Source organism: Arsenicicoccus bolidensis DSM 15745 (assembly GCF_000426385.1).
Lineage (GTDB): Bacteria > Actinomycetota > Actinomycetes > Actinomycetales > Dermatophilaceae > Arsenicicoccus > Arsenicicoccus bolidensis.
In genome coordinates this window covers 37,229-61,048 of the sequence record NZ_AUFG01000005.1, presented here as the reverse complement: position 1 = coordinate 61,048, position 23,820 = coordinate 37,229, and the positions used below count along the sequence as shown (strand labels likewise).

The 23,820-nt window shown below is 73.0% G+C and carries 24 protein-coding genes, 1 pseudogene and 1 riboswitch; of the genes and pseudogenes, 8 read left to right on the top strand and 17 right to left on the bottom strand.

What is annotated here, in order from left to right; genetic code table 11:
• Positions 1-17 precede the first annotated feature (17 nt).
• Positions 18-872 carry an AraC family transcriptional regulator gene (locus K313_RS0104335; protein WP_156911134.1) on the top strand — a complete coding sequence of 285 codons (855 nt, stop codon included), beginning with the start codon at positions 18-20 and terminating at the stop codon, positions 870-872.
• Between the two features lie 103 nt (positions 873-975).
• Here K313_RS0104335 and gcvP read toward each other — a convergent pair whose 3' ends face one another.
• From gcvP to K313_RS0104285, 10 genes are all read right to left on the bottom strand, one after another.
• Positions 976-3,930, bottom strand: a complete 2,955-nt coding sequence (gene gcvP, locus K313_RS0104330; RefSeq protein WP_169516820.1) for an aminomethyl-transferring glycine dehydrogenase — start codon at positions 3,928-3,930, stop codon at positions 976-978.
• A gap of 31 nt (positions 3,931-3,961) precedes the next feature.
• Positions 3,962-4,108: riboswitch (glycine riboswitch) on the bottom strand.
• Positions 4,109-4,188: 80 nt separating this feature from the next.
• A complete protein-coding gene (locus K313_RS0104325) occupies positions 4,189-4,764 on the bottom strand; it encodes a MerR family transcriptional regulator (protein WP_019285791.1) in 576 nt (191 codons plus the stop codon).
• A gap of 279 nt (positions 4,765-5,043) precedes the next feature.
• A complete protein-coding gene (locus K313_RS0104320) occupies positions 5,044-5,559 on the bottom strand; it encodes a bifunctional nuclease family protein (RefSeq protein ID WP_029210579.1) in 516 nt (171 codons plus the stop codon).
• Positions 5,560-5,612: 53 nt separating this feature from the next.
• Complete coding sequence (gene ftsR, locus K313_RS0104315; protein WP_019285789.1) at positions 5,613-6,317, bottom strand: transcriptional regulator FtsR; 705 nt, start codon at positions 6,315-6,317, stop codon at positions 5,613-5,615.
• Positions 6,317-6,769 carry an FHA domain-containing protein gene (locus K313_RS0104310; RefSeq protein ID WP_019285788.1) on the bottom strand — a complete coding sequence of 151 codons (453 nt, stop codon included), beginning with the start codon at positions 6,767-6,769 and terminating at the stop codon, positions 6,317-6,319. Before K313_RS0104310 ends, ftsR begins: the two co-directional genes overlap by 1 nt.
• A 115-nt stretch (positions 6,770-6,884) precedes the next feature.
• The gene (gcvH, locus tag K313_RS0104305) at positions 6,885-7,271 is read right to left on the bottom strand and encodes a glycine cleavage system protein GcvH (protein ID WP_034251643.1); all 387 of its coding nucleotides are present in this window, start codon (positions 7,269-7,271) and stop codon (positions 6,885-6,887) included.
• Positions 7,272-7,329: 58 nt separating this feature from the next.
• Positions 7,330-8,199, bottom strand: coding sequence for a DUF881 domain-containing protein (locus K313_RS0104300; RefSeq protein WP_029210576.1), 870 nt, complete (start codon positions 8,197-8,199; stop codon positions 7,330-7,332).
• Positions 8,196-8,528, bottom strand: a complete 333-nt coding sequence (locus tag K313_RS0104295; protein WP_019285785.1) for a small basic family protein — start codon at positions 8,526-8,528, stop codon at positions 8,196-8,198. Before K313_RS0104295 ends, K313_RS0104300 begins: the two co-directional genes overlap by 4 nt.
• Complete coding sequence (locus K313_RS0104290; protein ID WP_029210575.1) at positions 8,525-9,487, bottom strand: DUF881 domain-containing protein; 963 nt, start codon at positions 9,485-9,487, stop codon at positions 8,525-8,527. The genes K313_RS0104295 and K313_RS0104290 overlap by 4 nt, the downstream gene beginning before the upstream one ends.
• Positions 9,488-9,555: 68 nt before the next feature.
• On the bottom strand, positions 9,556-10,170 hold the full coding sequence (locus K313_RS0104285; RefSeq protein ID WP_240483931.1) for a CDP-alcohol phosphatidyltransferase family protein: 615 nt from the start codon (positions 10,168-10,170) through the stop codon (positions 9,556-9,558).
• Positions 10,171-10,293: 123 nt separating this feature from the next.
• Here K313_RS0104285 and K313_RS0104280 point away from each other — a divergent pair, with 123 nt between their 5' ends.
• Both K313_RS0104280 and K313_RS22070 read left to right on the top strand, forming a co-directional pair.
• A complete protein-coding gene (locus K313_RS0104280; protein ID WP_019285782.1) occupies positions 10,294-11,016 on the top strand; it encodes a PP2C family protein-serine/threonine phosphatase in 723 nt (240 codons plus the stop codon).
• Positions 11,013-11,816 (top strand): M23 family metallopeptidase, encoded by an 804-nt coding sequence (locus tag K313_RS22070; protein WP_029210573.1) that lies wholly within the window; start codon positions 11,013-11,015, stop codon positions 11,814-11,816. Before K313_RS0104280 ends, K313_RS22070 begins: the two co-directional genes overlap by 4 nt.
• Here K313_RS22070 and K313_RS0104270 read toward each other — a convergent pair.
• Positions 11,788-13,101, bottom strand: coding sequence for a threonine/serine exporter family protein (locus K313_RS0104270; protein ID WP_029210572.1), 1,314 nt, complete (start codon positions 13,099-13,101; stop codon positions 11,788-11,790). The genes K313_RS22070 and K313_RS0104270 overlap by 29 nt on opposite strands.
• A 152-nt stretch (positions 13,102-13,253) precedes the next feature.
• On the opposite strand from K313_RS0104270, the gene K313_RS19975 reads away from it, so the two are divergent.
• Complete coding sequence (locus tag K313_RS19975) at positions 13,254-14,552, top strand: AI-2E family transporter (RefSeq protein ID WP_029210571.1); 1,299 nt, start codon at positions 13,254-13,256, stop codon at positions 14,550-14,552.
• A gap of 65 nt (positions 14,553-14,617) precedes the next feature.
• Positions 14,618-16,018 carry a class II fumarate hydratase gene (fumC, locus tag K313_RS0104260; RefSeq protein ID WP_029210570.1) on the top strand — a complete coding sequence of 467 codons (1,401 nt, stop codon included), beginning with the start codon at positions 14,618-14,620 and terminating at the stop codon, positions 16,016-16,018.
• A 110-nt stretch (positions 16,019-16,128) separates the two neighbouring features.
• Here fumC and K313_RS0104255 read toward each other — a convergent pair whose 3' ends face one another.
• From K313_RS0104255 to K313_RS0104245, 3 genes are read right to left on the bottom strand one after another with little or no spacing between them, the layout of a single operon-like run.
• Entirely contained in the window at positions 16,129-16,518 is a 390-nt protein-coding gene (locus K313_RS0104255) for an ankyrin repeat domain-containing protein (RefSeq protein WP_205621812.1), read from the bottom strand.
• Positions 16,518-17,525, bottom strand: a complete 1,008-nt coding sequence (locus K313_RS0104250; protein WP_029210568.1) for an aldo/keto reductase family protein — start codon at positions 17,523-17,525, stop codon at positions 16,518-16,520. The genes K313_RS0104255 and K313_RS0104250 overlap by 1 nt, the downstream gene beginning before the upstream one ends.
• A 44-nt stretch (positions 17,526-17,569) precedes the next feature.
• Positions 17,570-17,908 carry a TraR/DksA family transcriptional regulator gene (locus K313_RS0104245; protein WP_019285773.1) on the bottom strand — a complete coding sequence of 113 codons (339 nt, stop codon included), beginning with the start codon at positions 17,906-17,908 and terminating at the stop codon, positions 17,570-17,572.
• Between the two features lie 371 nt (positions 17,909-18,279).
• Between K313_RS0104245 and K313_RS0104235 the strand changes: the two genes are divergently transcribed.
• The 3 genes and pseudogenes from K313_RS0104235 (at position 18,280) to K313_RS0104225 (ending at position 20,962) form a co-directional block, all read left to right on the top strand.
• On the top strand, positions 18,280-19,230 hold the full coding sequence (locus K313_RS0104235; protein WP_240483930.1) for an ornithine cyclodeaminase family protein: 951 nt from the start codon (positions 18,280-18,282) through the stop codon (positions 19,228-19,230).
• A 292-nt stretch (positions 19,231-19,522) separates the two neighbouring features.
• A pseudogene (locus tag K313_RS19970) lies at positions 19,523-20,311 on the top strand (TIGR03557 family F420-dependent LLM class oxidoreductase); the annotation flags it as partial.
• A 51-nt stretch (positions 20,312-20,362) separates the two neighbouring features.
• Positions 20,363-20,962, top strand: a complete 600-nt coding sequence (locus K313_RS0104225) for a DUF2231 domain-containing protein (RefSeq protein ID WP_029210566.1) — start codon at positions 20,363-20,365, stop codon at positions 20,960-20,962.
• Positions 20,963-21,067: 105 nt separating this feature from the next.
• On the opposite strand, the gene K313_RS0104220 is transcribed toward K313_RS0104225, so the two are convergent.
• Genes K313_RS0104220 through K313_RS0104210 form a run of 3 tightly spaced genes read right to left on the bottom strand, consistent with a single transcriptional unit; the run spans position 21,068 to position 23,816 of the window.
• The gene (locus K313_RS0104220) at positions 21,068-22,123 is read right to left on the bottom strand and encodes an NAD(P)/FAD-dependent oxidoreductase (RefSeq protein WP_029210565.1); all 1,056 of its coding nucleotides are present in this window, start codon (positions 22,121-22,123) and stop codon (positions 21,068-21,070) included.
• A gap of 59 nt (positions 22,124-22,182) precedes the next feature.
• Entirely contained in the window at positions 22,183-22,707 is a 525-nt protein-coding gene (locus K313_RS0104215) for an isoprenylcysteine carboxyl methyltransferase family protein (RefSeq protein WP_029210564.1), read from the bottom strand.
• Entirely contained in the window at positions 22,704-23,816 is a 1,113-nt protein-coding gene (locus K313_RS0104210; RefSeq protein ID WP_029210563.1) for a type III polyketide synthase, read from the bottom strand. The genes K313_RS0104215 and K313_RS0104210 overlap by 4 nt, the downstream gene beginning before the upstream one ends.
• Positions 23,817-23,820: the final 4 nt, after the last annotated feature.

Sequence of the window (23,820 nt, the reverse complement as noted above, 5' to 3'; positions counted from 1 at the left end):
GCTCCTACGATCGAGCGGTGCCGGCTTGGACGAACCCGTCGGCGCCGCCGCCCCCGCCGGGCGTGGTGCTGCACCCCCGCGCCCAGGCCCGGGCTGGTCCCCCGCGGAGCATCGAGCCCGGCCCCGAGCTCGCGCCGCTCGTCGAGCGCCACTGGCTGCTCTCCTGGGACCTGCCCGCGCAGCAGCACTTCCCCGGCTCGCTCGTCCCCCAGCTCTCCCACAACCTCACCCACGAGGTGGGCTCGGGCCGGCCAGGGATCCCGTATGACGCCGTCGTGGTCACCGGCGTCCCGACGCGCCGGTTCGACGTCGACCTCGTCGGTCGCGGTCACGTGCTGGGCACGAAGTTCCACCCCGGTGCCCTCGCCGCCGTCATCGACGTCCCCGCCCGTGCCCTCACCGACCGAACCGTCCTCGCCGACGCCGTGCTGCCCCGCGCGGTCGTCGACGCGTATGCCGGTGCCGACGATCCCGGTGACCCCGAGGCCTTCCGGCATCCGGTCGAGCCGGCCCTGGCGACGCTCCTGGACCGGGTCGACCCGGCGTGGGCCGAGGTCCACGAGGCCGTCCTCCGCATCGCGGCGGACCCCAGGCTGACCACCGTCTCACGTCTCGTCGCCGAGACCGGGAGCAGCGAGCGCACCCTCCAGCGGCAGTTCGCGCGGTACGTCGGCGTCGCCCCCAAGCGGGTCATCACGCGCTACCGCCTGCACGACGCGGTGGCCGCCCTGGACGCGAGCACCGACGAGTCCCTGGCCGACCTGGCCGCCCGGCTCGGGTTCTTCGACCAGGCCCATCTGGCGCGGGAGTTCACGCGCTTCGTGGGGATCGCGCCCAGCGCCTACCGCGCCGGACGTCCCATCCGTGACTGACCGGACCGACCGGACCGACCGGACTCACCGCCGGTAGTCACACCCACCGGCCCTGGCCTCCCAGGCCGGTGCGACTACCGGCCGCGGGTTCGTGCGCTGCGCGTCAGTCGTTGTCGGCGAACGCCTCGGGGGGCGGGCACGTGCAGATCAGGTTGCGGTCGCCGTACGCGCCGTCGATGCGCCGCACCGACGGCCAGTACTTCGACCGCGGGTCCACACCGGCCGGGAACGCCGCCGTGCGGCGGTCGAACCCGTAGTCCCAGTCCCCCGCCAGCGACTCCGCGGTGTAGGGCGCGTGCCGGAGCACCGACGCGTCCGCCGCCACCTCGCCCGACCCGACCTGGTCGATCTCGGTCTTGATCGCGATCATGGCGTCGCAGAACCGGTCCAGCTCCACGAGGTCCTCGGACTCCGTCGGCTCGACCATCAGCGTCCCGGCGACCGGGAAGGACATCGTGGGCGCGTGGAAGCCGTAGTCGATGAGCCGCTTGGCCACGTCGTCCACCGTGACACCCGTGTCGTGGGTGATGCCCCGCAGGTCCAGGATGCACTCGTGCGCCACGAGCCCGTCCTGGCTGTAGAGCACCGGGTAGTGGTCGCGCAGCCGCGCCGCCACGTAGTTGGCGTTGAGCACGGCCGCGAGCGTCGCGCGGCGCAGCCCCTCGCCGCCCATGAGCCGGATGTACGCCCACGAGATCGGCAGGATCGACGCCGAGCCGTACGGCGCGGACGCCGCAGGTCCGGTCGCCGTCTCCGGCCCGGCCTCGGGCGCGAGCGGGTGGTTGGGCAGGTATGGCGCCAGGTGGGACCGCACGCCGATGGGGCCGACGCCCGGGCCGCCGCCACCGTGGGGGATGCAGAAGGTCTTGTGCAGGTTGAGGTGCGAGACGTCCGCCCCGAACTTGCCCGGACGCGCGACACCGACCAGGGCGTTCATGTTGGCGCCGTCGACGTAGACCTGGCCGCCGGCCTCGTGGACCAGCTCGCACAGCTCGACGATGGTGTCCTCGTAGACGCCGTGGGTCGAGGGATAGGTCACCATGATCGCCGCGAGCACCTCGCAGTGCTCCTTGACCTTGCCGCGTAGGTCCTCCATGTCGACCGAGCCGCCGGCCGTGGACTTGACCACGACGACCTTGAAGCCCGCCATCACCGCGGACGCCGCGTTGGTGCCGTGGGCGCTGGACGGGATGAGGCAGACATTGCGCTCCTCCTGCCCGTTCGCGCGGTGGTAGGCGCGGATCGCCATGAGGCCGGCCAGCTCGCCGGAGGCGCCGGAGTTGGGCTGCATGGACACGGCGTCGTAGCCGGTGATCTCGACCAGCCACTGCTGCAGGTCCGAGACGATCTGGCGCGAGCCCGCCGACTGGTCGGTCGGCACGAAGGGGTGCAGGGACGAGAACTCGGGCCAGGTGATGGGCTCGAGCTCGGTGGTGGCGTTGAGCTTCATAGTGCACGAGCCCAGCGGGATCATGCCGCGGTCGAGCGCGTAGTCCTTGTCGGCGAGGCGGCGCAGGTAGCGCATCATCGCCGTCTCGGAGTGGTGCGCGCTGAAGACCGGGTGCGTGAGGTAGTCGCTCGTGCGGGTCAGCGCCTCGGGCCAGGACGGAGCCAGGTCGCCGGGCACCGCACCCGAGAAGCTCGCGCCGAAGGACTCGACGACCGCCGCGACCTGCGCCCGGTCCGTCGTCTCGTCGAAGGACAGCTGCACCGTGTCGGCGTCCACGCGCCACAGGTTGAGGTCCCGCTCGAGCGCAGCCGCCATGACGGCGTCGGCGCGGCCGGGCACCGAGACCGTGAGGGTGTCGAACTGGTGCTGGGTGCGCACGTCGACGGACGCGGCGACGAGGGCCTGGCGCGCGGCGGCGGTGTGCCGCTGGACGCGCTCGGCGATGCGCCGCAGCCCCTCGGGACCGTGCCAGACGGCATACATGCTGGCCATGACGGCCAGCAGCACCTGGGCGGTGCAGATGTTGGAGGTGGCCTTCTCCCGCCTGATGTGCTGCTCTCGCGTCTGCAGGGCGAGCCGGTATGCCGGAGCGCCCACCTCGTCGACGGACACCCCCACGAGGCGGCCGGGCATGGACCGCTCGAGGCCCTTGCGGACCGACATGAAGCCGGCGTGGGGACCACCGAAGCCCATGGGGACCCCGAACCGCTGGCTGTTGCCCACCGCGATGTCGGCGCCCCACTCGCCGGGCGGCGTCAGCAGCGTCAGGGCGAGCAGGTCGGTGGCGGCGGTCACGAGGGCCTTGGCCTCGTGGGCGGCCTCCGCCAGGGCGCGCCAGTCGCGCACCTCGCCGTCGGCCCCGGGGTACTGCACGAGGACGCCGAAGACGCCCTCGCCGCCGGAGGCCTCGAGCAGCCCCTCGGCCGTGGTCACGGACGACAGGTCCAGCCGCTCCACCTGGATGCCGAGCGGCAGGGCGCGCGATGCGATCACGGCGTAGGACTGCGGCAGCACTTGCTCGTCGACCAGCAGCACGGCGTCCTTGGCCGCCTTGCTGGACCGCCGCATCAGGGTCATGGCCTCCGCAGCCGCCGTGCCCTCGTCGAGCAGGGACGAGTTGGCGATGTCGAGCCCGGTCAGGTCGTTGACCATGGTCTGGAAGTTGAGCAGGGCCTCGAGCCGGCCCTGGCTGATCTCGGGCTGGTAGGGCGTGTAGGCGGTGTACCACGCGGGGTTCTCGAGCACGTTGCGCCGCACGACGGGCGGCGTCACGGTGCCGTAGTAGCCGAGGCCGATCAGCGAGGTCTTGACCTGGTTGCGGTCGGCGATCGCGCGCAGCTCGTCGGTGACGGCCTGCTCGGTGGGGGCTCCCTCGAGCGCGAGGGACGGGCCCCCGAGGATGGCGGCCGGTGCGGTGCGGGCGATGAGCTCCTCGACGCTGGGCTGGCCGATGACCTCCAGCATGCGCGTGACGTCGTCCTCGCGCGGGCCGATGTGGCGGGAGACGAACTCCGGCACGGTGGTGGTGCTGTCTGTGCTCACGGCAGGCTCCTCGTGGCAGGCGGGCGTAGGTCGGGCTCGCCGCTGCGGCGGGTCCGTCCCCTCCAGTCTGCGACGCCGGGGCGACGCATCCAGGGTGCCTGCCCACGCGGTCCGGGTGCCTGAGAGGTTCCGGGGTAGTTGCCCCTTCGGCGCCCCGCCGACGTCGACCTGCGGCACTCCGTCGCCTCGTCGCGACGGAGCATCATCGGCCTTCGCCGCGCAGGATCTCTCCCGCGTGAGGTGATCAGCGCTGCAAACCCTAGCAGCAGGGTGCCGCCCCGGCCGGCGCGACCCGGGTCGTCACGACCCTGGCGCGAGGGGTGGTCAGCCGGCGGAGCGGGTGCGGCGCCGGGCGGTGAGCTCGTCGCCCGGGAAGTCGGGCTGCTCCTCGTCCTCGAAGCGCTCGCTCGGCAGCGAGGACAGCTCGCCCTCGATCTCGCGCCACACGCGTCCGACCGCGATGCCGAAGACGCCCTGCCCGCCCTGGACGAGGTCGATGACCTCGTCGGCGGACGTGCACTCGTAGACGGAGGCGCCGTCACTCATGAGGGTGATCTGCGCGAGGTCCTCGACGCCGCGCTCGCGCAGCGTCGAGATGGCCACGCGGATCTGCTGGAGGGACACGCCGGTGTCGAGCAGCCGCTTGACGACCTTGAGCACGAGGATGTCGCGGAAGCCGTAGAGCCGCTGCGTGCCCGACCCCGTCGCGCCACGCACGGACGGCTCCACCAGGCCGGTGCGGGCCCAGTAGTCGAGCTGGCGGTAGGTGATGCCCGCGGCCTTGCAGGCGGTGGGTCCGCGGTAGCCGATGTCCTCGGACAGGTCGGGCAGGTCGTCGGTGAAGAGCAACCCCTGCGAGGCGGTCGGCACGACCGGGCGGTCGGTGTGCTCCGGTCCCACGGCCCCTCCCCCTTCACGCTGCTCGTCTCGGCTGTCGGGCGTCGCGCGCAGTAGCGTGACGTGGTGCCGGGCTCGAGTTCGACGGTACGTCCCGGCCTGGGGGTCGTCAATCACATCAGCCCCCACCCGGCACGTGTGTCGGGCTGCGTCGGGGGTGGCGCGCCTCGGGGTTACCCGAACGGCCTACCGGGTCGCCCACCTTCTCTGCGACCCGGCTGACCGGCTGACCGGCTCGTCGGACCCCGGGGCGCGGGCCGGCGCAGACGGGGCACCTGGTCGTCAGGCCTCGTGAGGGCCCTCGTCCTGGCGTCCCTCGAAGTCCTCGGGCGTGACGTGGTCGAGGAACTCGCGGAAGCGCTCGACCTCGTCCTCGGCGGCCACCTCCCCGTCCTCGCCGGCCTCCCCGGAGATCGTCACGCCCGCCTCGTCGAGGATGGCCTCGGTGGTCACGAGGCCGGTGCCGGTGCGCAGCGCGATCGCGATGGCGTCCGACGCGCGGGAGTCCACCTCGATCGTGCCGTCGAAGACGAGCGTGGCCCGGAAGTAGCTGTCCTGCAGCGAGCTGATCCGGATCTCGGTGAGCCGGTGGCCGAGCGCGGGGATCAGGCTGGCGATCAGGTCGTGGGTGAGCGGCCGCGGCGGCTCGACCCCCTGCTGCGCGTAGGCGATCGCGGTGGCCTCGGCGGCCCCGACCCAGATCGGCAGGAAGCGACTGCCGTCCGTCTCCTTGAGCAGCACGATCGGCTTGTTGGTCGGCATCTCGACCCGGACCCCGAGCACCTCTAGTGACCTCACCTCGCCACCGTACCTCGCGATCGGCGACCCGTCGCCGATGGCGCTCGTGGTGCTCAGTCCCCGAGACCGCCTCGGACCAGGGCGGCGTGCAGGGACAGGCAGGACCGCAGTATGTCGACCGCGGGGTCGTCGTCACGGCGTCGGGCCGCAGGCCCACGCACCTGCTCGACGAGGGCCAGCTCACGGTCGGCCGCCGTGCGGAACGGCCGCAGGTGCCGCGGCTCGATCCCGTGGGACGCGAGCTGGCCGGCCGCCCGGGCCACCGCCAGGTCGTCCTCGTCGAAGTGGCCGTGACGGTCGGGGCGCAACAGGCCGTAGGTCAGCAGCCCGGTGAGCGTGGCCTCGTCGATGCCGGCGGAGCGACGCACCTCGCGCTCGGTGAGCCGCAGCGAGGAGGCGGGAGCCGTGAGCAACGAGTCGACCGCGTCGGCGGCGACCGTCTCGGGGACGGTCGGGAGCGTGGACTCCCCCGGCCCCGACGGGGTGAGCCCGCGGTCGATGGCGTCCAGCGCGTCACGGATCACCTCGAGCGGCCAGAACCGGTCGCGCTGCGCGGTGAGGATGTAGCGCAGCCGTTCGACGTCCTCCTGGGAGAAGACGCGATAGCCCGACGGGCGACGCTCCGGGGTGAGGAGCCCCTTGGACTCCAGGAACCTGACCTTGCTGATGGACAGGTCGGGGAAGTCGTCGACCAGCGCCGCGACGACGGCGCCGATCGTGAAGGTGCTGCGGGAGGAGGAGCCGTCGCTCACCGGCATCAGCTGGACGACGGGGCGTAGAACACGAGGCGGAACTTGCCGATCTGCACCTCGTCACCGGCCTGGAGGCGGCCGGCGTCCGTGCGCTCACGGTTGACGTAGGTGCCGTTGAGCGACCCCACGTCCCGCACCTCGAAGGTGTCGCCCATCCGCACGAAGACTGCGTGCCGACGGGAGACGGTCACGTCGTCGAGGAAGATGTCGCTGTCGGGGTGACGACCGGCGCTGACCTCCTCGGCGTCGAGGAGGAAGCGGGCGCCGGTGTTGGGTCCACGCAGGACCACCAGCAGCGCCGTGCCGGGACGCAGCGCGTCGACGGTGGCCTGGTCGTGCGGCCCCTGCGTGCCGCCCCCGTCGGCGGTGAGGTCCGGCTCCTGACCGACGCCCTGGAACTGCTGCGTCGACGGGCCCTCGGGGAGAGGGCGACGGCCCTCCTGCTCAGGGTGGCTCATGATGCAGTCCCTCCTTGGCGATCAATCGGTGTCACCCGCGTGCCCGTCACGCGAACGTGCGGGTCACCGCGGGTGACACCGTATGAGAAATGTGTCCGAGGCACCAGCCTATCGGTCAGTCGAGCTGGGCCTTGTAGGCGCTCACGTCCATGAGACCGTCGAGCTGGCCGGGGTCGGTGACCTTGACCGTGAACATCCAGCCGCTGCCGTAGGGGTCGGAGTTGACCGACTCGGGGGTCCCGTCGAGCTCCTCGTTGACCTCGACGACCTCGCCGGACACCGGGGAGTACAGGTCGGAGACGGACTTGGTGGACTCCACCTCGCCGCACGAGTCGCCGGCGGAGACGGTGTCGCCCACGGCAGGGAGGTTGACGTAGACGACGTCGCCCAGCGCGTCCTGCGCGTAGGCGGTGACGCCGATCTTGGCGAGGTCGCCCTCGACGGCGACCCACTCGTGCTCGGCGGTGTAGCGAAGGTTCTCGGGGTAGGACAGCTCCGACATGGCGCTCCTTGTAGGTCGCGGATGACGTCCGGCTCGGACGGGCCTCCGTGGACGGGTGCTACGGAGCTGGTCCCGTCGTCGGGGCCGGCACGGGTTGAGCGTGACGTGGCTGCGCCGGCGTCGCCAGCGCGTCCACGGTGATGCTATCTGCCCGTGCCACGGCCGCGTCAGCGCCCTCCTGCCTCATGCTCTCGACGACGCCGCCGGGGATCCGCATGGCGGCGTCCATGGTGGCCGGGTCGCCGATCGCCTTGATGACGTAAGGGGCGCCGAGCGGCTTGCCGTCGGCGCGCAGGGCGCCGTCCTGGGCACCGAACCACGTCGAGGCGACGACCCGCACGTCACCGACCTGGATCGCCTCGGCGCCCGCGTCGCGCAGCTCCTGGACGACGTCCAGCAGCATGGGGGCCTTGACCTTGCCCTGGGGGTCGGTGATGCGGATCGTGACCCCGGGCCCCTTGGCCTTGGCGGTGCCCGCCAGGATGCCGAGCGTGTCGAGCCGCTCCCGGGCCGCGGTGACGGCGGCCTGCCCCTGCTGCGACCCGTTGACGAGCTCGTCCCGCTGGGCCTGCAGCTGCCGCGCCTCGGCGTCGAGCCGGTCCGAGCGCGCGTTCTGGTCATCGAGGATGCGCACGAGGTCGCTGGTGCGCAGGGACTCCAGACCGCGTCGTGACTGCGACTGCAGCTGGGTGGCGAGCGCGAACCCCAGCAGCACCGCGAGCGCCGTGGCCACCGCGTTGGCCTTGGTGAGTCGGGGGCGGCCGACGCGGGCGAGCCGCCGCCACGCGGAGGGAGGGGTGGCGGTCGTGGGCGCGGTGGAGTCCGACGGAGAGGTGGAGGGCTGCGAAGCGGTGGAGGGCTGCGAAGCGGTGCGGGGCTCCGGCGTGGTGCCGTCGCCGTCGGGCGGGTCGGGGAGGCGCGTGCTCATGCGTGGAAGAGGTGTCGGCGGATCGACGCGACGTTGGAGAAGATGCGGACGCCGAGGACCACGACGACCCCGGTGGAGAGCTGGGCGCCGACGCCGAGCTGGTCACCGAGGAAGACGATGAGCGCCGCCACCACCACGTTGGACAGGAACGAGATGACGAAGACCTTGTCGTTGAAGATGCCGTCGAGGACGGCGCGCAGACCACCGAACACGGCGTCGAGCGCCGCGATGATCGCGATCGGGAGGTAGGGCTGGAGCCACACCGGCACCGAGGGGTCGAGGAAGACCCCGATCACGATGCCGATGAGCAGTCCGAGTGCGGGGATCACGGGTTGGCCTCCGTCGTGCTGGGCGTGGTGCTGGCTGGCTTCGTGCTGGTCGTCGTGCTGGCTGGTTTCGTGCTGGCGGGCTTCGCGCTGGTCGTCGTGCTGGTGGCTGGCTTCGCAATAGCAGCGGGTATGGCGGAGGCGGGCACCGGGGTCGCGTGGCGCAGCCGCACCCCGCTGTCGCCCTGCAGCACGAGCCGTTCCTGCGTCGCGACGTCGTGACGGATGCCGACCTCACGGCCGAGCGCGTCCAGCCAGCGGCCGCCCTCGGTGGCCTGGAACCGCGTGCGCAGCTGCTGCGGGTCCCCGATGGCATGGATCACGTAGGGCCGGGTCAGGGGACGGTAGTCGACCAGGATCGCCTCGCCGGCGAAGCGCACCGCCGAGGTCGACGTCAGCCGGTGCCCGTTGACGTCGACCGCCTCGGCGCCCGCCTCCCACAGCCCGTTGACGACGAGCTGCAGGTCGCTGGACTGCACCCGCCCCGGGTCCTGCTCGGACGTGCGGGGGTTGCCGTCGGCGGACGCCTCGGTGCTGGTGCGGGCGTCGTCGACGGTGACCGCCAGCCCCGGCCCCGTGACGGGGGTGGCCGCCGCTCCGAGCTCGGCCTGCCGCAGCCGGTCGGTCAGTCCCTGCTCGGCCTGGCCGGCCAGGACCTGCTCGCGGACGCGGGTCATCTCGGCCTCCCACGTCGCCATCTGCGCCTGGGTCCGGTCGGCCTCGGTCTGGCGGCGCTCGATCTGCGCCACGAGCGCGGACTTCTCGGCGGTGACGGCGGCCTTGGGCTGACGCAGGGCCATGCCGGCGCTCGCCACGAGCACCCCGATGAGCAGGAGATAGACGGTGGTGCGCCACGTGCGCCCGGACGGTGTCGGCGTGAGACCCGCCGCGACCCGGCGGTCGGCCTCGGCGGCATACCCGGGGTCCAGGGGACGGTGCATCATCTCCGTGAGCAGGGTCATGCTCTCGTCGGGACGACGCTGCCGTGGTGTGGGTGCTGACGGTGCCGGCCGTGCCCCTGGTGGCGTGCTCATGGTGCCTCCTCCCCCGACGGACGGCGCACGACCTGCTGCGCCTGGATGTAGTACATGATCGCCGACAGCCAGTACAACCCGGCACCCCACCAGGCGAAGGCCCACGCCACGGCCCGGACGACGGCCGCGGGGGTGCCCGGACCGTGCGCCAGCAGCATGAGCGGGAAGGCGGTGAGCAGGGCGAAGGTCGCGGCCTTGCCGATGAAGGACACCGGCAGCGTGCGCAGGCCGTGGCGTCGCAGGCGCACCATCTGGGTGACGCCCCACAGGTCGCGGGCGAGCAGCAGGGCCACGAACCACCACGGCACGACGCCGTGCACCATCAGGCCCAGCATCGTGGTGAGCACGAACAGCCGGTCCGCGACGGGGTCCAAGGTCTGCCCGAGCCGGCTGACGAGGTCGTAGCGGCGGGCCACCACGCCATCGACCCAGTCCGTCGCGGCCGAGACGGCCAGCACCCAGAACGCCTCGAGCTCGGCGTGCCGCACCAGCAGCAGCCAGAGGAAGACGGGGATCAGCACGAGCCGCAGGAGCGTGAGGGCGTTCGGCAGCGTGAGCACGCGCGTCGAGACGCCGGGCTCGGGTCCGCTCGGCATACCTGGGTCCCCCACGGGCTCCAGGCTAGGACCTCGGCAGACTCGGCCGGGCTGACGCGCCGACGCGTGGACGGGTCACCTGCGAGAGTGCGCCCGCTGCTGCGCTGCTCACCGGGGCTGACATGTCAGGATGCTGGCATGACGACGTCGCAGCGCCACGCCGCCCTCACCGACCGAGGGCGCGTCAGCGACCACAACGAGGACGCGTATGCCGTCGACGACGACCTGTGGGTCGTGGCGGACGGGATGGGCGGGCACGCCGGCGGGGAGATCGCCAGCCAGGTGGCCGTCGACGCCGTCGTGCGGATGGCCGGTGGCGGCGCGGTCGGACGCAGCGCGGACGTGCAGGGACTGCTCGAGGATGCCGTCGCCGCCGCGCGCGGCGCGGTCGTCGACCGGTCCCGTCAGGACCCCGCGACGGTCGGCATGGGGACGACGCTCGTCGTCGCCGCCCGCAGCGGGGACGGGCAGCTCGTGGTCGCGTGGGTGGGCGACAGCCGGGCCTACCTGCTCGTCGACGGGGACCTGGTGGCCCTCACCAGCGACCACAACGTCGCCCAGGAGATGGTGGACCTCGGGATGATCACGCTCGAGCAGGCACGCACGCACCCGGGGCAGTACCGCATCACGCGCGCGATCACCGACGACCCGCAGAGCGAGGCGACCCCCGGCGTGGCGGTCGTGCCCGCGGCCGGACGCCTGCTCCTGTGCTCGGACGGCCTTAACGGCGAGCTCGAGGACTCCCGGATCGCCGCCCTGCTCGCCGACCACGACCCCGGCACCGCCAGCCGGGCCCTGGTCCACGAGGCCCTCGACGCCGGCGGCCGCGACAACGTCACCGTGGTGGTCGTCGACCTGTGAGCAGGCTGCGCCGTCCCGTCGATGTCGCCGCTCTCGCCACCCTGCTGATGGGCGCGACCGGCCTCGGTGCCTGCGCCCCGCCGGACCCGGAGCCGACGCCCACCCGGCTCGAGCTGTCCACCCCCGGGGACACCCCGCCGGCCGCGCGTGACCTCTCGACCGTCTCGCCGACGGCATCGTCGAGCGGGTCGGCACCCACGAGCCCTGGTATGACGACCCCGGCGACCCCCGCGACCGCTGACGGCACCGGTTCGCCCACGGCGGCGACGACGACGGCGGCTCTGCCGGCCGGGCTCGACCCGGGCAACCGCTTCTACGACACCGACCGTTCGCTGCAGCGATCACCCTGGTTCGCGGGGGCCTGGCCGGTGATGGTGCCCTACGGCTGCACGAGCGCTCCGTACTACGACGCCGACGCGCGGTGCCCCGCCAGCCGGGGCTTCCACCACGGGGTCGACGTGGCCCTGCCGTGCGGCACCGTGATCACGTCCGGCGTGGCCGGCACCGTCGTCGACCCCGCCACCCCGAGGCGGCCGGGTCCGGCATACGGCCCGAACGCCCTCCGCGTCCGCACGACGGACGCGACCCGGGACGTGCTGGTCGGGCATGCCCGCCGGGTCCTGGTCTCCCCCGGTCAGCGGGTGGAGCCGGGCACGCCGCTGGCCGAGGTCGGCGACCTGGGGGCGCCGGACGGCTGCCACCTGCACCTGGAGGTGCGGGCCGCCGGTGGCGCGGTCGACACGGCGACGGACCCTGCTCCGGTGCTGCGGCTCAGCGCGAGCGACCCGGTCGGTGGCTGACCCGGTCCCACCGATCGACCCCGCGCCGCAGCTGGTAGCGCGACGCCCTCCCCACGAACCACGCCCCGCGGGCGATGCTCGACCCGACGACCAGACCCACGGCGATGGCGCAGATCACGCCCACGGACAGGGCGATCGTGTCCGCCGCGAAGGGCGTGTCCAGCCCGAGCTGGGTCACCGACATCAGGCCGAGCGACCCGGGCACCAGCAGCCAGAAGCTCGGGAGGAACACCACGAGGCGCGGCAGCCGGGGCCGCAGCAGCTCGACCGCGCTGGCCCCGAAGCTCGCCGCCACCGCCCCGAGGAAGGCCCCGAACCACGGGCTCGGCACCAGCGTCTGGCCCACCACCTGCGAGGAGAAGGTGGCGGCCAGGATGAGCAGCACCCAGGGCACGAGCCGCGGCGGGACGGCCTCCATCAGGCTGATGCCGATCGTGAGCAGGAGCAGGCCGAGCAGGGCCGCCCACCAGCCGAGCTCGTGGCTGCGCTCGTTGGCGAGCATGTCCGGCGGCACGCGCAGCAGGACCGCGGCCGCCCCCACGCCGAGGCCGAAGAGGACGAGCTGGCTGGCGCCGAAGACGAGCCGTGAGGTCCCCGCGACCATCGCGCCGGCAGCCAGCTCGGACAGACCGGTGACGATGAGGGCGCCGGGCAGCAGGACGGCCAGGGGTGGCAGCAGGCTGCGCAGGGGGCCGGGGACCCAGCCGTGCTCCCCCGCCCAGAACGCCAGCACGCTCACCAGGAAGGCCGCCACGCTGGGGAACAGGATCGTGAGCAGCCGGTGCCGTCCGCTGACCCGCATGAGCGCCACGACCAGCGGGCTGCACAGGAGGGCGAAGAGCACGCTGCGCGGTGACGGCTGCAGGATTAGGGCGATGCCGGCGGCCACGAGCGCGCCTCCGGCATACATGCCCGGGACGTCGTAGCGGTGCGGGCGGGAGCGGAGGGTGACCAGTCGCTCGAGCGCCTCCGTCGCGGTGACCGAGCCGTCCTCGAGGCCGCGCTGGATGGCGTTGACCTCGGCGCTCTGGTCGAGGCGCAGCGACCCCTCGACGGCCTCGAAGGTCGCCGGCGAGCCGTAGCCGAGCGACAGGACCACCCCGGTCGGCAGCGCGGACAGCTGGCAGCCGGACTGGCCCAGTGCTCGTGCGCACCGACGCACGTCGGCCTCGACCTCGTGGACCGGCATGCCACCCGCGACCAGCGCCGCCGCGAGGTAGGCCAGCAGCCGACGCGTCTGACGCTCGTCGGGGGCGCCCGTGGGCGCGGCCTGCTCGTGTGGCACGAGCGAACACTACCGTCAGTGACGGCTCCGGCCCTGTGTCTGCCGAGGACCTGCGGGGGTCTGTCGGACGTCGGAGTTACGCTCGTCGCGCCGAGCCCGCACCCCGGACAGGGGCAGGCGGGCGGCATACGACCCGTCCGGAAGGACCCACGTTGAGACTGCGACTCCCCAGGCGACCGGCGACCGAGCCGGCGCCGGCCGACGAGCTGGCGTCGCCCGCGCCAGGGCCGGCCGACGCCTCGGTGTCGTCCGCTCCGGCGGGGCCGACCGGGGCGACGGTGCCCGAGCGCTCGCGGGCGTCGATCGAGCCGCCCACCGCCACGGTCGCCCTCGACCAGCAGTCGGTATGGCGGGCCGCCTGGGTCGTGGTGGCCGTGGTGGCCCTGGCGCTGTTCGCACGATTCGTGCTCAAGGACGGCGCGCAGGTGCTGTTCACGGTCGTCATGGCCTTCTTCGCGGCCTGCGCGATGGAGCCCGCCGTCTCGCGGCTGGCCACCCGGATGCCTCGCCCGGTCGCCACGGCTCTGGTGATGCTGGGGGTGGCGCTGCTCGCCGTCGCGTTCTTCCTCGCCTTCGGCGGGATGCTGCGCGACCAGCTGACCAGCCTCGTGACCCAGGCCCCCAGCCTCGTCCAGTCGGCCGTCGAGCAGGCCAACCAGCGCTTCGGCCTCGACATCGACCAGAGCTCGATCATGGACCGGCTCAACCTCACCTCCGAGCGCATCACCGCCCTGGCTGGCCAGGTGGCGACCGGGCTGCTGGGCTTCGTCACGAGCCTGCTGTCGGCGCTGCTCAGCACCTTCGCCTTCCTGCTGTTCACCTTCTACCTCTCCGCCGACTCGCCGCGGCTGCGCACCTGGCTGGCCCGGCTGTTCCCGCCCCGGCTGCAGGGCGTCGTCCTCAGCATGTGGGAGATCGGGCTGGTCAAGGTCGGCGGCTACGTCTCGAGCCGGCTGGTCCTCGCCGCCATCAACGCCACGGCCATGGGCCTGTTCATGTGGTTCATCGACCTGCCCTACTGGCTGCCGCTGGCGCTGTGGACCGGCCTGGTCGCGCAGTTCGTGCCCAACATCGGCACCTACGTGTCCATCGTGCTGCCGGTCCTCGTCGGCCTCGTCAGCAGCGAGCCGCGCGACGGGCTCTGGGTGCTGATCTACGCGATCGCCTACCAGCAGGTCGAGAACGTCTTCGTCGAGCCCCGCATCAGCGCGCGGGCCGTCGACGTCCACCCCGCCGTGGCGTTCGCGTCGGCGATGATGGGTGGCGCGCTGTTCGGAGCCTCCGGTGCCCTGCTCGGCGTGCCCGTCGGCGCCACGATCATGGCGCTGTTCGACCTCTACAAGCGCAGGTACGAGTTCTCCGAGGCCGCCGAGGCGGTGGCCGTCGCCGCGGCCGCGGGCGAGCCGGTCCAGGAGTCGGTGCGGGCCGAGCTCGACCACTACGACATCTGACCACGACGACATCTGAGGGCGACGCAGCCTGACGGACCTCCCGCCCCCCGGCATACGGTGGAGGCATGACGAGCACGCGCACCGAACGAGACAGCATGGGCACCGTCGAGGTGGCCGAGGACCGCTACTGGGGGGCGCAGACGCAGCGCAGCCTGGGCAACTTCGACATCGGGCGGGACACCTTCGTGTGGGGCTCCCCCATGATCCGGGCCCTCGGCATCCTCAAGAAGTCGGCGGCCCTGGCCAACGCCGAGCTGGACCAGCTCCCCCAGGACGTCGCCGACCTGGTCGTCCGGGCCGCCGACGAGGTGATCGCCGGGCGACTCGACGACCACTTCCCCCTCGTCGTCTTCCAGACCGGGTCCGGCACGCAGTCCAACATGAACGCCAACGAGGTGGTCTCCAACCGCGCCATCGAGCTGGCCGGCGGGGTCATGGGGAGCAAGGAGCCGGTGCACCCCAACGACCACGTCAACCGCGGCCAGTCCAGCAACGACACCTTCCCCACGGCCATGCACATCGCCGTGGCCCTCGAGCTGACCGAGCGGCTCTATCCCTGCGTCGAGGCGCTGCGCGACGAGCTCGCCCGCAAGAGCGAGGAGTTCGCCGACGTCGTCAAGGTCGGACGCACCCACCTGCAGGACGCCACCCCCATCACCCTCGGGCAGGAGATCGGCGGCTGGGTCGCCCAGGTCGACCAGGCCCTCGACGCCGTCCGCCAGTCCGAGGGCCGCGTCCTCGAGCTCGCGATCGGGGGCACCGCGGTCGGCACCGGGCTCAACGCCCACCCGGAGTTCGGCGCGCTCGCGGCCCGCAAGATCGCCGACGAGACCGGCCTGGACTTCGTGCAGGCGCCCAACCTCTTCGCGGCGCTGTCCGCGCACGACGCCCTCGTCGGCGTGAGCGCGGCGCTGCGCACGCTGGGCGGCGCGCTGATGAAGGTCGCCAACGACGTCCGCTGGCTCGCGTCCGGCCCCCGCAACGGCATCGGCGAGATCACCATCCCCGAGAACGAGCCCGGGTCGAGCATCATGCCGGGCAAGGTCAACCCCACCCAGTGCGAGGCGCTGACCATGGTCGCCACCCGCGTCTTCGGAAACGACGCGACCGTCGCCTTCGCCGGGTCGCAGGGCAACTTCCAGCTCAACGTCTACAAGCCCGTGATGGCGCACGCCGTGCTCGAGTCGATCCGGCTGCTCTCCGACGCGTGCGAGTCCTTCCGGGTGCACTGCGCCGTCGGCATCGAGCCGCAGCGCGAGCGCATCGAGGCCAACCTCGAGCAGAACCTCATGGTGGTGACCGCGCTCAACCGGCACATCGGCTACGACAAGGCCGCCGCGATCGCCAAGCGCGCCCACAAGGAGGGCACGACGCTGCGCGAGGCGGCGATCGCCAGCGGCGACGTGGGCGAGGCCGACTTCGACCGCTGGGTGGTGCCGATGGACATGACGCACCCCTCCGCCTGACCCGCTCCTCCCCTAGCACCACCCCTCGACACCTCCCCCAACATCGTGAGGGTTTGGTCCAACATCCTTGGACCAAACCCTCACGATCTGCGTGGGTCCGGGGCAGCGGGCTAGGCGGGCGCGTGCAGCAGCTCGAGCATCTCGGGCAGGTCGAAGTACTCGCAGATCGCGATCGCCGAGCGTTCACCCGTCGCCGGGTCGGCCCCGGCGTCGAGCAGGAGACCCACGATCGTCGCGTTCCTGCGGAAGCACGCCGACGCCAGCGCGGTCTGCCCGTTGTCGTTGACCCGCTCGGTGTCGGCGCCGCGCGCGAGCAGCGCCGACACGAGCTCCGCGTGCTGGTGGTACGCCGCGAGGATCAGCAGCGTGTCGCCCTTGGAGTTGGTCAGGTTGACCGGCAGACCCTCGTCGACGAGACGAGGCAGCTGCGGGTCGCCGTCGCGAGCCAGGTCGAAGCATCCCTGCAGGAAGGCCAGCTCCTCCTCGGTCAACGGCTCCATCAGCAGGGGCGGCCCTGCGGGGCGCGGGCCGCGGTCTGGCCGGCGTCGCGCTGCACGACCCCGCCGAGCGCGTCGTCGATGCGTCGCAGGATGTCGTCGTCGAGACGCACCCCGGCGGCCTTGACGTTGTCCTTGATCTGCTCCGGGCGGGAAGCCCCGACCAGGGCGGCGGCCACGTTGTCGTTCTGCAGGACCCACGCGACGGCCAGCTGCGGCATCGTCAGCCCGGCGTCCTTGGCGACGGGGACCAGCTGCTGCACGGCCTCGAGCACGTCATCGCGCATGAGGTCGCGCATGCTCTGGCCCGCCTCGGAGTGTCCGGCGCGGGTGTCCGAGGACGGCTGCTGACCGGGGAGGTACTTGCCGGAGAGGACGCCCTGCGCCATGGGGCTCCACACGATCTGGGAGATGCCGAGCTCCTCGCAGGCGGGGACGACCTCGGGCTCGATGACGCGCCAGAGCATGGAGTACTGCGGCTGGCTCGAGACCAGCGAGATGCCGAGGTCCTTGGCGAGGGCGTGACCAGCGCGGATCTGGTCGGCGGTCCACTCGCTCACGCCGATGTAGAGCGCCTTGCCCTGCCGGACGATGTCGGCGAAGGCCTGCATCGTCTCCTCCAGCGGCGTCTCGGTGTCGAACCGGTGCGCCTGGTAGAGGTCGACGTAGTCGGTCTGCAGGCGGCGCAACGAGCCGTCGATCGACTCCATCACGTGCTTGCGGGACAGTCCGCAGTCGTTGTGACCGCCGGGCCCGGTCGGCCAGTAGACCTTGGTGAAGATCTCCAGCGACTCGCGCCGCTCGCCCTTGAGGGCCTCGCCGAGGACGGTCTCGGCCTTGGTGTTGGCATAGACGTCGGCGGTGTCGAAGGACGTGATCCCCTCGTCGAGGGCGGCGCGCACGCACTGCTTCGCCGTCTCGTTCTCGACCTGGGAGCCGTGGGTGAGCCAGTTGCCGTAGGTGATCTCGCTGATCTTGAGACCGCTGTTGCCGAGGTATCGAAACTCCATGCCAGCCACCGTAGGCCGCATCGGCGGCTCGTGGGGAGTCGCGCTCAGGCGCAGTGCACGCAGCGGGCGGTCGTGGGGCGGGCGACGAGCCGTCCGGCGGGGACGGGCTCGCCGCACACCTCGCAGCGCCCGTCCCACCCGCCGTCGAGCCGGGCCGTCGCGGCGTCGATCTCGGCGAGCCGGGCACGCGCGTCCCGCAGGAGCGCGGCGGTCTGCTCGCGGTCCCAGGCGATGGTCTGGCCCTCGGGGTCGTGCTCGTCGTCGGCGTTGCTGGACCGGCTGGCGTCGACGATGCGCGACCGGTCCTGCTCCAGGTCCCGGACGCGCTCCAGGGTCTGTCGGCGCAGGGCGTCGAGGGCGGTGCGCACCTCGGGAGGGACCATCCCAGCAGTATGCCGGTCACGCCTGCCTGGCGTCGGCAGCGCGACGCATCCTGAATCGTATGATATTTGCGTCATGACGCCGGGCTTCGTCATACTTGTCAGTGGTGACACAACGGGGTGCCCGCACCATGCACACCGACGACAGGAGGTCACCCGATGACTCGCATGAAGACCTGGCTCCGTTCCTTCGACCGCTGGACGCTCGCCGCGTTCAACCCGGAGGTGCCGGGCTACCGGGGTCGCTGACCGACCCCGACCGCTCACGACCGAAGGCCCCGCCGCGTCCCCCGCGTGGCGGGGCCTTCGGCGTCCGAGTACGCCGAGGACGCAGAAGACGCAAGGTGCGCATCGGTCCTCGATAGGGTCGACGGATGGATCCGAGCCCGCTGAGATATCTGTCCGACGCCGAGGTCCAGGGGCTGCTCCCCGAGCCGAGGACCGCCGTCTCGCTGGCGCGCCGAGCCCTCGTGGCGCGGGCCGAGGGGCGCGCGCAGGTGCCGCCCAAGCCGGCCGTCCGCCTCGCCGGTGACGGCTTCGCCAACGCGATGCCCGCGGCCGTGCTCGACGAAGACCTGCTCGGGTGCAAGTGGGTGACCCTGGTCCCCGACAACCCCGCCCGCGGCCTGCCCACCGCCCAGGGCGTGATGATCCTCAGCGACGCCCGCACCGGCGAGACGCGGGCCCTGATGGGGGCCGCCGCCCTCACCGCTCAGCGGACCGCCGCCGTCAGCGGCGCCTGCCTCGACGCGCTCGGTGACCGGTCGTCGCCCGTCGCGTTCCTCGGCGCGGGGGTCCAGGCGCGGTGGCACCTGCTGGTGCTGGAGGCCCTGGGGTATGCCGAGACCCGGGTCTACGCCCGCCGCCCCGAGGCGCGCGAGGACCTGTCGGCGTGGGCGGCCGAGGCCGTGCCCACCTTGAGGCTGGAGGTCACCGACGACCCGAGGGCCGCGGTCGAGGGCGCCGGCACCGTCATCACGGGGTTGAGCATCGGCCTGCGCGGCCAGGAGCTGGACCCGGGGTGGGTGCGCGAGGACGCGCTGCTGCTGCCGCTGGACTACTCGAGCAGCGTCGGCAGCCGGCTCGCCCGCGAGGCGACCCTGGTCTCGGACGACGTCGAGCAGCTGGCCGCCGTCGCCCCGGCCAAGCTCGCCGCCGACTATCCGCCGGCCACCGGGTGGACGGGCGACGCGATCCGTCAGCCTCGGCCTGCCGGACGGCTCGTCTGCCAGAACCTCGGCATCGCGGCGACCGACGTCGTCTTCGCGGCATACGTCGCGGACCGGGCCGCCGACCGCGGGGCCGGCACGGTGCTCGCCCGCTGACCGCGGGCGTCGAGCGACCGTCGAGTCTCCCGGCTGACAACCTCCCCCCGGCCCGGCCACCCTGGTGGGATGAGAGCGTCAGCCCACGACCAAGGAGACGCGACCGTGAAGCGCATCGGCTACTTCCTGTCCTGCGAGGAGTACTCCCCCACCGAGATCGTCGAGCAGGCCCGCCTCGCCGGGGAGGCAGGCTTCGACGCCCTGTGGATCAGCGACCACTTCCACCCCTGGACCAACGAGCAGGGCGAGTCCGCCTTCGTGTGGTCCGCGATCGGCGCGATCAGCCAGGGTCTGCGACCTCCCGGTGACGACGGCCGTGACCTGCCCGACCGTGCGCATCCACCCGGCGATCATCGCGCAGGCCGCCGCCACCAGCGCCGCGCTCCTCGGCCCCGGCCGCTTCACTCTTGGCGTCGGCTCCGGCGAGGCGCTCAACGAGCACATCCTCGGCGACGTCTGGCCGCACGCCGACCTGCGCCTGGAGATGCTCAAGGAGGCGATCGGCCTGATCCGGCGCCTGTGGACCGGCGAGGTCGTGTCCCACGAGGGCGTCCACTACACGGTCGACACGGCCCGGATCTACTCCCTGCCCGAGGAGCTGCCGCAGATCTACGTCTCGGCGTTCGGGCCCAAGGCGCTGGACCTGGCCTGCCGCGTCGGCGACGGCTTCATCTCGGTCATGCCCGACGCCGAGGGGGTCTCGACCTTCCGCCAGGCCAAGGGCGCCCACGCACCGACCCAGGCCGGGTTCAAGGTCGGCTGGGGCGCGGACAAGGAGCAGGCCATCGACGACGCCTACCGCCTGTGGCCCAACGCGGGGGTGCCCGGCGAGCTGAGCCAGGTGCTGCCGAGCCCCCAGCACTTCGAGCAGGCGGCCGAGCTCGTCACCCGCGACAAGATCGCCGGCTCGGCGACCTTCGGCGACTCCGTCCAGGAGCACGTCGACGCGTTCACGCCGTTCGTCGAGGCCGGGTTCGACGACGTCTACGTCGCCAACATGGGGCCGCGCTACGCCGAGATGATCGAGGCGTACGGCAAGGAGGTCCTGCCCGAGCTGCGGTCCCGCCACGTGCGCGCCTGACCGCTGCGCCCACCCGTCCCGCCATACCGCCCTCGACCACCAGGAGTCCTCATGACCCACGACACCAGCCGGACCGACCAGCCGACGACGCGCCCCCGCACCCCGCTCGCCGCACCCCTCCACGCGATCGAGAGCTCCACCGCGCTCGACCCCGTCGTGGCGGTGGGCGATCGCGTCTCCGGGGCGATCGTCGCCGACGACCTGCGGCGCCAGGTGCTGCAGGGCGCCTGGCTCGGCCACGCGCTGCACCCCCTGCTCGTCGAGGTACCCATGGGCACGTGGATGAGCGCGACCCTGCTCGACCTGGCCGGCGACGACGCCTCGCGCGACGGGGCCCGCCTGCTGACCGGCGTCGGCGTGCTGGCGGCCGTGCCGGCCGCGCTGTCGGGCTGGTCGGAGTATGCCGAGACCGACACCCGCTCCCGCCGCGTCGGGGTGGTCCACGCCATCGCCAACGGCGCCGGTGCCGGGCTGCAGGTCGCGTCGTGGGTGGCGAGGCGCAACGGTCAGCACCGGCTCGGCGCGGCCCTCGGGCTCGTCGCGCTCGGCGCCGTGGGGGCGGGCGGCTTCCTCGGCGGGCACCTCGCGGCGGCGCGCAAGGTCGGCACGCACGACCCCTCCTTCATCCCCGAGCAGCCCTACCTCAGGTAGGCACATCAGCCCGGGTTGGCACGCCAGGCCGATGTGTCGACCTCAGGCAGATCCGGCGGAGCCGCCGTCGGGGCACTCTCGGGCATGCCGGTCGCGACCGCTCGCCTAGGACGCGACGACCCGGACGGCCGATCGGTAGACCCACGGCACGTGGGCCGCAGCCGTGACCAGGTGTCGTCGCACGAACGCCGATCGCGTGGCCACGACGAGCCCGCCCGTGAGCGCCCGGGCGGGCAGCCCGATGGTGTGCCAGTGCGCCTCGTAGCGGCTGGGGTCACCGGCCGCGACGGCCTCCACGGCGGCCCTCGCCTGTCGCCACCCGAGCGTCAGCCCCTCCCCCGTCAGCGCGTCGACGTAGCCCGCGGCGTCGCCGGCCAGCAGCACCCGACCGGCAACCTGACGCGCCGCGCGCTGCCGCAACGGTCCCGCACCGCGCACCTCGTCCAGAGGCTCGGCGCCCGCGAACCTGTCTGCCAACCTAGGGATCTCGGCGAGGTGCTCCAGGAATCCCCCGACGCGACCGGTCAGCACCGCGACCCCCACGACGTCCTCGGCGACCGGCGTGACATAGGCCTCGCAGGACCGCCCCCAGTGGACCTCCACGTGGTCCGTCCACGGCGCGACCCGGTAGTGCCGTCGCAGCCCACGCCTCCGCGGCGCCCGCGACGGACGGTCGAGCCCGAGCAGCCGTCGCGTCGGCGAGAGCAGCCCGTCGGCCGCCACCACGTGCCCGGCGCGCACCTCGCCTCCCCCGGCCAGCCCCACCGTGACCCCGCCGTCGTCCTGGGCCAGGTCCACGACTCGATCCTGCACCTGCCGTATGCCGTCCCCCGCCGCCTCCGTGGCCCGGGTCAGGGCGGCGTGCAAGGTCGTGCGGCGCACGCCGAGCCCAGGCCGCGGCCCGACCGGTGCGTCGGCAGATGGGCCGCGCCCGTCGAGGGACCTGCCGTCGACATACCGGATGCCCCGGATCGGGTGACCGTCCGGGTGGACCCCGAGAGCCGCGAGCTCGGCCACGCCGGCCGGCATGATGCCCTCGCCGCAGGCCTTGTCCACCGGCGACGGGCGGGGCTCGACGACGACGGCGCTCATCCCGAGCCGCGCCGCGTGCAGCGCCGCGACGAGCCCGACCGGCCCGCCGCCGACGAGGACCAGATCCACGTCCGCCCTGGCGTGAGCGTCGGCCCCGGTGCCTGGTGCTCGGGGGTCCCTCGCCACCGTCAGGCCGTCTCGTGCAGCGCGCGCAGCGCCTGCTCCTCGACCCGGATGCGGCGAGCCAGCAGGGCGGCGTTGGCGATCGTGAATCCCGCTGCAGTCCACCGGGACCCGTGCACCATCGGCAGGGCGACGCCCTCGACGACGACGGCGACGTAGTTGGGGTGGTCCAGGTAGCGGTAGGGGCCGCCCGTGACCCGGGAGGCGCCGGGCACCACGATCACGCGCGTGTTCCACTGCGGACCGAGGGTGCGGATGCACCACCAGCGCAAGGCCTGGGCGGCGCCGACGCCGGCGAGGGCGACCCATCCCCCGCGCCCGAACCGCCGCTGGCCCCAGTGCATCTCGGCGAGGCACGCCCCGAGCAGCCCGGTGTGCAGGGCCACCATGGCCGGGTAGTGCTCGCGCCCCACCTCGTGCCCGCCCTGGGCGAGGGACCAGGCAGCGTTGCGGCGCGACACCACCAGCTCCGCGAGGCGCTCGGCCGCGACGACGGCGACCAGTCCGGCATACGCCGTCTGGCTCCTCATCGGGCGTCCTCGGGCGCCCGCAGCAGGACCATCTCGAGGCAGAAGCCGGGGCCCATGGCGAGCAGCATCCCCAGCGACCCGGGCCGTGGTGGGCGGGTCCGGAGCGTGTCGGCGAGGACGTGCAGCACCGACGCCGAGGACAGGTTGCCGATCGCGGCGAGGGAGTCCCAGGTGACGCCAAGGGCGTCGCGGGGCACCTCGAGCGCCTCTTGCATGGCCTCGAGGACCTTGGGGCCGCCGGGGTGCGCGACCCACCACTCGATGTCGTCACGCGTGAGGTCGTGCAGCGCCAGGAACCCGTCGACGTCCTCGCGGACGTGCGAGCGCACCAGCTCGGGCACCTCGACGCCGAGGACGATCCGCAGCCCCGTGGCGCCGACGTCCCAGCCCATGGCGCGCTCGGTGTCGTCGTAGAACCGCGAACGGGTGTCCAGCACCTCGGGCCGGGTGGGCGTCGAGCCGGACGACCGGTCTGGTGCTCCCTGGTCGGTCGCCCGCTCGGCGGCCCGGTCGGCGCCGAGCATCACCACGGCCGCTGCTCCGTCCCCGAAGAGGCCGCTGGCCACCATGTTGGCGGGCGTGGTGTCGTCCCGCTGCACGGTGAGGCTGCACATCTCCGTCGCGACCAGCACGGCCACGTGCGCGGGATGACCGACGAGATGGTCGTGCACGCGGGCGATCCCGGCCGCTCCCGCGACGCACCCCAGGCCGACGAGCGGCACGCGCCGCACGTCGGACCGCATGCGCAGGCGCGCGGCGATCCGCGCGTCGATCGACGGCACGGCGAGACCCGTGACGGTGGCGCTGACGAGCAGGTCCACGTCGCGCGGTGCGAGCCCCGCCTCGGCGAGGGCCGCCTCGACGGCCTGGCACCCGAGCTCGACCGCCGCCTCGATGAAGGCGTCGTTGGCCTCGCCGAAGTCCGCCAGTCCCACGTAGCGCTCGAGCGGCAGGGCCAGGTGCCGTGTCCGCACCCCCGCGTTGGCGTGCACCTGGTCGAGCATCCGACGCCGGGCACCGGACGCGGCACCGGTGAACTCCGCCACCGCGTCGGTGATCTCGTGCTGAGAGTAGCGGTGCGGCGGCAGCGCCCCGCGGACGGCCACCACGGCG

Excerpts from the sequence above, each read along its gene's own strand:
- ftsR (WP_019285789.1), bottom strand. The coding sequence starts at position 6,317 with ATGCCGGTGAGCGACGGCTCCTCCTCCCGCAGCACCTTCACGATCGGC.
- K313_RS0104310 (WP_019285788.1), bottom strand. The coding sequence starts at position 6,769 with ATGAGCCACCCTGAGCAGGAGGGCCGTCGCCCTCTCCCCGAGGGCCCG.
- gcvH (WP_034251643.1), bottom strand. The coding sequence starts at position 7,271 with ATGTCGGAGCTGTCCTACCCCGAGAACCTTCGCTACACCGCCGAGCAC.
- K313_RS0104300 (WP_029210576.1), bottom strand. The coding sequence starts at position 8,199 with ATGAGCACGCGCCTCCCCGACCCGCCCGACGGCGACGGCACCACGCCG.
- K313_RS0104290 (WP_029210575.1), bottom strand. The coding sequence starts at position 9,487 with ATGACCCTGCTCACGGAGATGATGCACCGTCCCCTGGACCCCGGGTAT.
- K313_RS0104280 (WP_019285782.1), top strand. The coding sequence starts at position 10,294 with ATGACGACGTCGCAGCGCCACGCCGCCCTCACCGACCGAGGGCGCGTC.
- fumC (WP_029210570.1), top strand. The coding sequence starts at position 14,618 with ATGACGAGCACGCGCACCGAACGAGACAGCATGGGCACCGTCGAGGTG.
- K313_RS0104255 (WP_205621812.1), bottom strand. The coding sequence starts at position 16,518 with ATGGAGCCGTTGACCGAGGAGGAGCTGGCCTTCCTGCAGGGATGCTTC.
- K313_RS0104250 (WP_029210568.1), bottom strand. The coding sequence starts at position 17,525 with ATGGAGTTTCGATACCTCGGCAACAGCGGTCTCAAGATCAGCGAGATC.
- K313_RS0104245 (WP_019285773.1), bottom strand. The coding sequence starts at position 17,908 with ATGGTCCCTCCCGAGGTGCGCACCGCCCTCGACGCCCTGCGCCGACAG.
- K313_RS0104235 (WP_240483930.1), top strand. The coding sequence starts at position 18,280 with ATGGATCCGAGCCCGCTGAGATATCTGTCCGACGCCGAGGTCCAGGGG.
- K313_RS0104225 (WP_029210566.1), top strand. The coding sequence starts at position 20,363 with ATGACCCACGACACCAGCCGGACCGACCAGCCGACGACGCGCCCCCGC.
- K313_RS0104215 (WP_029210564.1), bottom strand. The coding sequence starts at position 22,707 with ATGAGGAGCCAGACGGCGTATGCCGGACTGGTCGCCGTCGTCGCGGCC.